The sequence below is a fragment of the uncultured Romboutsia sp. genome (assembly GCF_958366745.1).
In the GTDB taxonomy this organism is placed as follows: Bacteria; Bacillota; Clostridia; order Peptostreptococcales; family Peptostreptococcaceae; genus Romboutsia; species Romboutsia timonensis.
This window is the reverse complement of record NZ_CATXCO010000072.1, coordinates 1-9,971: the sequence shown is the minus strand read 5'-3', so window position 1 is coordinate 9,971 and position 9,971 is coordinate 1. Positions and strand designations below refer to the sequence as shown.

The following is a 9,971-nucleotide window of genomic DNA, read 5'->3' as shown; positions in this document are numbered from 1 at the left end:
ATAGTTATGGTATTAATAATTGGTGGCTTTATAGTTATACCTAATATGTTTATGGAACAGTCAAAGCCAGTAGACTATACTATTTTACAAAGAGAAGCTATACCAGAAAAGATACTAGATATGATGGATAAATATGTAAATGAAGAAAGAGCATTAGCCGTTAAGTTAAATAATAAGATTTATGTAGTTGTAACTAGAGGTAATGATAAGAATCACGGTATAGAAATGGATAAAATAGATGTTGTAAAACAAGATGATAAGAATATAATGAGAGTAAAAGTAGTATATAAAGATAAGGAAAAATCATATCCATACATAGTAGTTGAAACTAATTTAAATGAATTACCTGATTCAATAGAATTGAATACATCAGTAGAGGACAATTAATAAAATAAAAAATAATCGAGTTGATTTTATAACAAAAATCAACTCGATTATTTTTTATAGGTAGTTTTATAATACAAAAGCATTTTTTCAATGGTAAATGCAGAAAAAACAATAACCAATATAAGGGTTTTAACATAGCATATATTATCATGAAAAAAAGGGGTGTTATTTTGAGTACTATAGTTCAGAAATATGGTGGGACATCAATGGGGAGTATTGAAAAAATAAAATCCGTTGCCAAAAAAGTAATATTAGAAAAAGAAAAAGGAAATGATGTAGTAGTTGTAGTTTCTGCAATGGGAAAAACAACAAATAAGCTTGTTGATTTAGCTAAAGAAATATCTGTAAATCCTGATAAGAGAGAACTTGATGTACTTTTATCAACAGGAGAACAAATATCAATATCTTTGCTAGCTATTGCAATTCAGTCTTTGGGATATGATGCTATATCTTTTACAGGATATCAAGCTGGTATAAGAACAAAAGGTATTCACTCAAAAAGTGAGATAGAAAGTATTGATATTGATAGGATAAAAGAAAATCTTGAACAAGGCAAAATTGTTATTGTAGCAGGATTTCAAGGAATAAATGAGAGTGGAGATATAACAACATTGGGAAGAGGAGGTTCTGATACTACTGCTGTTGCATTAGCTGCATCGCTTGGATGTAATTGTATTATATATACAGATGTAGAAGGGATATATCCTGTTGATCCAAAGCTTTATCCAAATGCAAAAAAAATAGATTGCATAGGGTACAAAGAGATGATAGAAATGTCAAGGCTAGGTGCTGGAGTAATGGAAACTACTTCGGTGGAAATAGGTTACAGAAAAAATGTACCTATATATGTAACTTCAAGTAGTAAGGATACTAAGGGAACTTATATAACTGGAAATGAGAGTACTATAAATTGCAAACCTATAATAGGAATTGCTATAGATAATAATACTTCTATATTAACTATAAAAAATATCTTATTAAAATCTAATGACATATCCATAATATTTGACATATTATCCAATGAGAATTTAGAAATTAAAATGATAAATCAAATAGCTTCTGATAATGAAAATACAAACCTTTCTTTTATTGTAAGCAAAGGTGACTTAGGTTGCGTAGATAAGGCAATGTATGAAATAAAGTCAGAATTAAATCATGTAGAAGTTTATAAAGATTTAGATATAAGCACAATATCAGTTGTTGGTAAAGGAATCAATTATGATGTTATAAATAAAATATTTAATATATTTAAGACTAATAATATTGATTTTAAACAAGCATTTACATCTGAATTAAGTATATCTTTTATAGTAGATGACAAATATAAACAAAGCTTTATAGAACTAGTAGTGGACGAGTTTAATTTATAGTATATTGACAATTGATAATGAAGATAATTTTTATATTTATTAATAAAATTTAAAAATAATGGAGGGGTAAAAAATGAAGCGAGTAAACTTAGCTATAGTAGGTGCAACAGGAATGGTTGGAAGAACATTTTTAAAGGTATTAGAAGAAAGAAAGTTTCCAATAAATAATCTATATTTATTTTCATCTGAAAAATCTGCAGGAACAGAACTAACTTTTAGAGGTAAAGAATATAAGGTAGAAGCATTAACAGAAGAATCATTTGATAGAGATATAGATATAGCGTTATTTTCAGCAGGGGGAGATGTAAGCAAGAAGTTTGCTCCTATAGCGAGAGACCATGGAGTTATAGTAGTTGATAATAGTAGTGCTTGGAGAATGGAAAATGATGTGCCATTGGTGGTTCCAGAAGTTAATCCTAAAGATGTAGATTGGAATAATGGTATAATAGCAAATCCAAACTGTTCAACAATTCAATCTGTAGTTCCATTAACAAAGCTTCATGAAGCTTTAAAAATAAAAAGGATAGTTTATTCTACTTACCAAGCAGTATCAGGTTCTGGAGTAGGTGGTATAAAAGATTTAGAAAATGGAATTAATGGTGGAGAAAATAAGAAATATCCACATCAAATAGCATACAATTGCCTTCCTCATATAGATGAATTTTTAGATAACGGTTATACAAAAGAAGAAATGAAAATGATTAATGAAACTAAGAAAATATTAAATGATGATAGTATAAGAGTAACAGCTACAACTGTTAGGGTTCCAGTTAAATATGGACATTGTGTCTCTATTAACTTAGAATTTGAAAATCCTTTTGAAATGGATCAAATATATAAATTACTTCAAAAAACTGAAGGGGTTAATATAGTTGATGATGTTAAAAATAATGTTTATCCTATGCCTATAGATGTAGAAGGAAAAGATGAAGTTTATGTTGGAAGAATAAGAAGAGATTATAGTGTTGAAAATGGAATAAATATGTGGGTTGTAGCGGATAACATAAGAAAAGGTGCTGCAACAAATACAGTTCAAATAGCTGAATTATTAATAAAAAAATTAAAATAGGGGGATTTCATTATGAAGAAATTATTTGAAGGGTCTGGAGTGGCACTTGTTACACCTTTTAAAGATGGAAAAGTAAACTATGAAAAATTGGGAGAATTAATAGAGTGGCATATAGCAAACAAAACAGATTCGATAATAGTATGTGGTACAACTGGAGAATCTGCAACTATGACTGATGAAGAAAGAAAAACAACTATAAAATTTGTAGTAGATAAAGTTAATAAAAGAATACCTGTTATAGCAGGTAGTGGAAGTAATAATACGGCATATTCAATAGAATTAAGTAAATATTGTCAAGAAGTAGGAGTAGATGGCTTATTAATAGTAACACCATACTATAATAAATCAACTCAAGATGGATTGATAAAACATTATACTACTATAGCTAATAGTGTAGATTTACCAATAATACTTTATAATGTACCTGGAAGAACAGGAGTTAATATAAAACCAAGCACAGTAGAAAAGCTTTCTAAGATTGAAAATATAGTGGCAATAAAAGAAGCGAGTGGAGATATAAGCCAAGTTGCTGAAATAGCTAGATTATGTGGAGAAGACTTTACGATATATAGTGGAAATGATGATCAAATAGTTCCTATATTATCTCTTGGTGGAAGTGGTGTTATATCTGTTTTAGCTAATGTACTACCTAAAGAAACTCATGATATAGTAGAAAAATATTTGGCAGGGGATGTTGTAGAATCGAGAAAATTACAATTAGGTGTAAACGAATTAGTAAGCTCATTGTTTATAGAAGTTAATCCAATACCAGTTAAGGCAGCTATGAACTTGATGGGAATGGAAGCTGGAGAACTTAGACTACCATTAACAAATATAAGTGAACAAAATTTGGAAATATTACGCAATAATATGATGAAGTATGGAATTAAAGTAGATTAATTCAAAATAACAGAGGTGATAAGATGATAAATGTAGTTGTTAGTGGATGTAATGGAGCAATGGGCAGAGTTTTAACTAAGGCTATAGAGGAAATGGAAGATATAACAATAGTTGCTGGGATAGATAAAAATATAAATTCATATAAAAATACCTATCCAGTATATAAATCACCATTATTAGTAAAAGAAGAATGTGATGTTATAATAGATTTTTCAAAGCCATCTAATTTAAGTGGGTTACTTGAATATTCGGTGAACAATAATATTGCGCTTGTGATAGCAACTACTGGATTTAGTGAAGAAGAAGAAAATAAAATAAAAGAAGTATCTAAATTCACAAGAATATTTAAGTCTTCAAATATGTCAGTAGGCGTAAATGTATTAATAAATTTATCAAAACAAGCAACTAATACATTGGGTAATATAACTGATATAGAAATAATAGAAAAACATCATAATAAAAAAGTTGATGCACCAAGTGGAACTGCAAAAATGATAGCTAATGCTATAAATAAAGAGTTAGATGATTCAATGGAATTTAATTATGGAAGAAGTGGAAATGACGCAAAGAGAAAAGAAAAAGAAATAGGAATACATGCAATTCGTGGAGGAACAATACCGGGAGAGCATACAGTAATATTTGCAGGACTAGATGAGATTGTAGAGATAAAACACACAGCTTTATCTAAAAAAGTTTTTGCCCAAGGCTCTATAAAAGCAGCACAATATATTTTAAATAAAGAAAATGGATTATATGATATGAACAACTTAATAAATAATAATTAGTAAATTAAGTTGGGTGCTACCTAATGATTAAAATCATTGGGAAGCACTCATTTTTTGATTTTAAATATTTTATATTTAGAGATTTAATTAATCTAGAATGCATAAAATAAAGCTAATTAACTTAACTATATAAATTTAAATAAATTATTTATATTTAATAATTATTTATAAAAAGTAGGGAAAAATATAAATTAAAATAATATCTAGAGGTGAATAAATGTTAGATTTAGATAAATATAAAGTTAGTATAGAAGATTTAAAGTGTAAAAATGCATTAGACAATATAGATTTCAAGACAACAGAGGAAATAACACCTATAAGAGAAATAATAGGTCAGAATAGAGCTGTTCAAGCTATAGAATTTGGACTAAAAATGAAACAAAAAGGATATAACATATATGTAGCAGGAGCTAGTGGAATAGGAAGAACAAGCTATACCTATAATTTAATTGAAAAGAACTTTAAGTCTAATGACAATTTGAAAGATTGGGTATATGTAAATAACTTTAAAAATACAAATGAACCAATAGCATTATCTTTTAAACCAGGAGGAGGTAAGGCATTTAAAAAGGATATAGAAGATATCGTAGATAAATTAAAAAATGAAGTTCCGAAGATATTCAATTCAAAGGAGTATGAATATCATAGTAGGATACTAATGAGTGAATTAGAAAGCAATATTGAAAATATAATAAAGGAACTAAATGAATTTGCAAGACCAAGGGGATTTAAATTTCAAGTTACAGATAGAGGATTAATGAGTATTCCTATGAAAGAAAATGGAGAACTTATGCAAGATAGTGAACTTGGAACTCTTACTGCAGTTGAAATTCAAAAGATACGAGAAGAAGGACTAAAGTTAAATCAGGATAGTAAAGATTACATAGATAAGATAAAAATGTGTGAAGAATCATACAAGAATAAAATGAAAGACTTAGATAAAACAGTAGGAAAAAGCCTTGTTGGTTTCTATGAGCAATACTTAATTAATAAATACGGAAAAGATGAAAAGATAAAAAAATATATAGAGGATTTAGGCATAGATATAGTAACCAATATAGATAAATTTAAAGAAGATGATGATAATAGACAAAATCCTATGGCTATGTTAGGTATTATGGGTCCTAAAAATCAAGAGAAATACTTTAATAAATATAAAGTTAATTTGTTTATAGATAATAGTGATTGTGATAAGTGTAAGATTATAACAGAGAGTAATCCTACATACTATAACCTTGCTGGATGTGTAGAGTATAAAAATGAAATAGGAGCCTTGACAACAAGTTTTATGGAAATAAAGCCAGGAGCTTTACATAAAGCCAATGGAGGATATTTAATATTAAATGTAAAGGACTTATTATCAAATCCGTTTTCTTGGGATTGTCTAAAAAGAACTCTAAAAACAGGAACTATATCTATTGAATCTATAAACAAGCAGTATGGATATCTAGTAACATCTACTTTAAAGCCAGAACCTATAGAATTAGATACAAAAGTTATATTAATTGGAGATAATTATTTTTATAGCATTCTTTATGCACATGAAGAAGACTTTAGAAACTTATTTAAGATAATGGCAGATTTTGATATAGAAATAGATAAGAATGAAGAAAATATATATAAAACAGCTCAATTAATAGCTAATAAGTGTGAAGAAGAAAATTTAAAGCATTTTACTAAAGGGGCTGTAGAAAAGTTGATTGAATACAGTACTAGGGTAAGTGATAGTAAAGATAAGCTTACAGCAAGGTTCAATAAAATCTTAGATATAATATATGAAGCAGATGCAATAAGTGATGAAAATCAACCATATATAACCGAAGTGAATGTAAAAAATGCGATAGACCAAAAGAAATATAGAAGTAATAAATATGAAGAAAAACTAAATGAAATGTTTAAAGATGGAACGCTTTTAATAGATATAGATGGCGAAAAGGTTGGACAAATAAATGGACTAGCTGTAATGGGAACTGGAGAGTATTCCTTTGGAAAGCCATCTAAAATAACAGCTTCAACATATAATGGTAGAAGAGGAGTTATAAATATAGAAAGAGAAATAAAACAAAGTGGTAGTATACATGATAAGGGAGTTTTAATTTTAAGTGGATATTTAGGCTCAAGATATGGAAAAGAAAAACCATTATCTATAACTACATCTATAACATTTGAACAAAACTATAATGGAGTTGATGGTGATAGTGCATCTAGTACAGAACTATACGCTATTATATCTAGTATAGCAAATATATCTATAAAGCAATATATAGCTGTAACAGGTTCTGTAAGTCAAAAGGGTGAAATACAACCGATAGGTGGCATAAATGAGAAAATAGAAGGATTCTTTGATGTATGTAAAATAAAAGGATTTACAGGTAATCAAGGGGTTATGATGCCTATACAAAATGTTAAGAATCTTCTTCTTAAAGATGAAGTAGTTGAAGCTATAAAAGAAGGTAAATTTAATATATATGCAATAAAAAGTATAGAAGAAGGATTGGAAATACTTACAGGTAAAAGTATAGAAGAAATAGACAAGTTGGTTAATGAGAATTTAGATAGATATAGAAAATCCTCTAAAGATGAAGAAGATAACGAGGAAAATAAAAATAATAAAGAGAGTAAAGGTAAGGACAAATAATAAAGAAATATATAATATCTTAAAAGTTTAAATCGGTCTGAAATATTATTTTTCAGACCGATTATATATATTAAATCTTTCCTATATACATATTATTTTCTGTAATTACATAATTCAACTGAGCATCGTGATTTTCTTTAGGGATAGAATCAAATACTTGTAAGTCAAAAGCTATACCAATAGTTATAGCATCATCTCTAAGGTGTTCAATAAATCTATCATAAAATCCACCACCATATCCTAATCTGTAGCAATCTTTATCATAGGCTACTGCGGGAACTATAAGAATATCAATAGCCTCTACATTTAATTCATTAGATGGGTCTTTTTTGGGTTCTCTTATACCGTAAGCTCCTATATTTATACCATCTTTTAAATTAGTAATTTTAAAAGGTATAAGCTTTCTTTCATCTTTTATAGTTACAGGAGCTGCAACAGTTTTTCTAAGAGATATAAGTTTAGTAATTAATTGGTCTGTTTTTACTTCATTATTAAAATCTAAATAAAGCATAATAGTATTGGCATCTTTTATGCAGTTCATTGAAAGTAATTTTTCTGTGATTTTTTGAGAGTTTGTAGATATAAAATCAGTGTCTTTATTATTTCTATATTCTATAACCTTTTTTCTGAAATCTTTTTTCATAAAATCGACCCCTTTTTTTATCTGGTATAATATGTATAATATTTATTATCTTAATATAAATCTTAGTATGTTTGAATAAATTAAATCAATAGAAATGATAGTAGTAATAAAAAGAGTAGCTTGTAATATAATATACAGAGTACTATGTAAAGGAGATGCAATCTAATGATATCAAAGAAAAAAGCCATAATATACGGTGTGTTGCTGGTTGTAATTACATTTCTAATTACTTCTACACTAAATATAGCTTTAGGTGGAAAAGTAGTAATAAGTAAAGAAACATATGAAGCATATAAAAAGTACAATAAGATGATCGCCTTAGAGGAGTTAGTGAAAGATGATTTTTATCAAAAGACATCAGATGAAAAACTAGTTGATGGTGCAATAAAAGGAATGTTTTCTGGATTAGATGATAAATATTCTCAATATTATACTAAGGCAGAATTTGAGAAATTAAAGGAACAAACGAGTGGTTCGTTTGTAGGGATAGGTGTGTATATAAGCCCAACATCAGATGATGATCATATAACTATAATTGCACCTATAGATGGTTCTCCTGCAGAAAAGAGTGGAATAAAGGCAGGGGATAAGATATTAAAAGTAGATGGTAAAGTTGTATCAGCTCAAAATTCTGATGAAGCTATTACCATGATTAAAGGTAAAAAAGGAACAGAAGTAGAATTAACTATAAAGAGAGGCGAGCAGATACTAGACGTTAATGTAAAAAGAGATGAAATAGTATCTAAAACAGTTGAAGGTAAAGTGTTAGATGATAATATAGGGTACATAAAAATAACATCATTTAGTGAACATACAAATAAAGAGTTTGAAAAAACATTAAATACATTAAAGCAAAGTGATATAAAAGGACTTGTTATAGATCTAAGAGATAATCCAGGAGGATTATTAAATGTATGTAAAGATATAGCTGATAGCTTAATAGGAGAAGGTACTATAGTTTATACAAAGGATAATAAGGGAAATACTGAATACTTAAAATCAGATAAAGAAAAGTTAGGTTTACCTATAGCAGTGTTAACTAATGAGGGAAGTGCATCAGCATCTGAGATACTTACTGGGGCTATTATAGATAATAAAGCAGGTATATCTGTAGGTACTACTACATTTGGTAAAGGTCTAGTTCAAAGTGTTAGAGAGTTAAAGGATGGAACAGGATATAAGTTAACAACAGCTCAATACTTTACTCCTAGTGGAGAATATATAAATGGTAAAGGTATAAAGCCAACTATTGAGGAAAAAGATGAGGAAAAACAATTAGATGTTGCTTTGAAATGGATAAAAGAGCAAATAAGTAAATAAGGTAATATAATTTTATAAAATATAAAATTGAAAAATATTTTATAAAATATTTTATAAGTGGAAAATGTGAATATATTTAACAAAATAACTTTAAAAATAAAAGGAAATGATATTACTTTGTAGAATTAAAAATACAAAAGAAGTTAATAATTATTAATAGGAAGTGATTTTATGAGTAAATATATATCAAATGTTGTTAACTTTCAAGAATATAAAGATAAAAAGAATAAACAATTAGAATTAGATAGAGAAGAACTTTTGCAACTAATTAAGAAAATAGTTACAACTAAATAAAAGAAAAATGCATTGGGATCCTCTCAATGCATTTTTCTTTTATAAAAGATTTAATTATCTTGAAATAAGAAAATAATTAATAAACAAACATATATTAAAGCAATGTTTAAATAAAGATATCCTATAATTAAGACAGTCTTAAATCATTAATATAGTCTTGAAATTGAGAAAACTCATTTTCATCTTCTAATTCTATTACTGTTGAGTTTTCATTATCAAAGTTTTTTAGATAAATAGTATGATTGTTTTCTAACTTATCATAATAAATGCATCTATATCCATCTTCATATAAGTTTTTTATAGTATTAAAGTCGGACATAACATCATCTCCTTATTAAAAATATTATAATTTTATTATATTTTTTCACAATTTGAGTATAATATGTGTAGTTTAAGAATGTATAAGTATAGCTAATAAAGAAAAAAATAAAAAAAATAGAAAAATTTTAAAAAAAGTATTGACCATATAAAAAAGTGGTAATATAATAATAAGTGTCCAAGAGAGAGGACAAAAAAGAACTTTGAAAATTAAACAGTAGGTTAATTTATAGAATTGAAACTAACA

At 27.4% G+C, this 9,971-nt stretch carries 10 protein-coding genes; 8 read left to right on the top strand and 2 right to left on the bottom strand.

The annotated features are described in order from the left end of the window. Nucleotides 1–6 precede the first annotated feature (6 nt). The 6 genes from Q5F54_RS06575 to Q5F54_RS06550 all read left to right on the top strand — a co-directional run bounded on the left by Q5F54_RS06575 (nt 7) and on the right by Q5F54_RS06550 (nt 7,149). The gene (locus Q5F54_RS06575; protein WP_302334127.1) at nt 7–387 is read left to right on the top strand and encodes a hypothetical protein; all 381 of its coding nucleotides are present in this window, start codon (nt 7–9) and stop codon (nt 385–387) included. A gap of 170 nt (nt 388–557) precedes the next feature. Beyond that, a complete protein-coding gene (locus Q5F54_RS06570; RefSeq protein ID WP_288526131.1) occupies nt 558–1,757 on the top strand; it encodes an aspartate kinase in 1,200 nt (399 codons plus the stop codon). Between the two features lie 73 nt (nt 1,758–1,830). Further along, complete coding sequence (locus Q5F54_RS06565) at nt 1,831–2,826, top strand: aspartate-semialdehyde dehydrogenase (RefSeq protein ID WP_277229568.1); 996 nt, start codon at nt 1,831–1,833, stop codon at nt 2,824–2,826. 12 nt (nt 2,827–2,838) lie between these two features. Beyond that, complete coding sequence (dapA, locus tag Q5F54_RS06560; RefSeq protein ID WP_277229570.1) at nt 2,839–3,726, top strand: 4-hydroxy-tetrahydrodipicolinate synthase; 888 nt, start codon at nt 2,839–2,841, stop codon at nt 3,724–3,726. Between the two features lie 23 nt (nt 3,727–3,749). After that, nucleotides 3,750–4,511: a 4-hydroxy-tetrahydrodipicolinate reductase gene (gene dapB, locus Q5F54_RS06555; RefSeq protein ID WP_288526135.1), complete on the top strand. Its 762-nt coding sequence runs from the start codon at nt 3,750–3,752 to the stop codon at nt 4,509–4,511. A gap of 217 nt (nt 4,512–4,728) precedes the next feature. Further along, complete coding sequence (locus Q5F54_RS06550) at nt 4,729–7,149, top strand: Lon protease family protein (RefSeq protein ID WP_302334126.1); 2,421 nt, start codon at nt 4,729–4,731, stop codon at nt 7,147–7,149. A gap of 70 nt (nt 7,150–7,219) precedes the next feature. On the opposite strand, the gene Q5F54_RS06545 is transcribed toward Q5F54_RS06550, so the two are convergent. Beyond that, a complete protein-coding gene (locus Q5F54_RS06545; protein ID WP_071121469.1) occupies nt 7,220–7,792 on the bottom strand; it encodes a 5-formyltetrahydrofolate cyclo-ligase in 573 nt (190 codons plus the stop codon). A gap of 165 nt (nt 7,793–7,957) precedes the next feature. Here Q5F54_RS06545 and Q5F54_RS06540 point away from each other — a divergent pair, with 165 nt between their 5' ends. Together Q5F54_RS06540 and Q5F54_RS06535 are read left to right on the top strand one after the other, a co-directional pair. Beyond that, a complete protein-coding gene (locus Q5F54_RS06540; protein WP_071121470.1) occupies nt 7,958–9,112 on the top strand; it encodes a S41 family peptidase in 1,155 nt (384 codons plus the stop codon). A 171-nt stretch (nt 9,113–9,283) separates the two neighbouring features. Beyond that, complete coding sequence (locus Q5F54_RS06535) at nt 9,284–9,406, top strand: hypothetical protein (RefSeq protein ID WP_277232767.1); 123 nt, start codon at nt 9,284–9,286, stop codon at nt 9,404–9,406. A gap of 127 nt (nt 9,407–9,533) precedes the next feature. Here Q5F54_RS06535 and Q5F54_RS06530 read toward each other — a convergent pair whose 3' ends face one another. Then, nucleotides 9,534–9,725 carry a hypothetical protein gene (locus Q5F54_RS06530; RefSeq protein ID WP_302334125.1) on the bottom strand — a complete coding sequence of 64 codons (192 nt, stop codon included), beginning with the start codon at nt 9,723–9,725 and terminating at the stop codon, nt 9,534–9,536. Between the last annotated feature and the right edge of the window lie 246 nt (nt 9,726–9,971).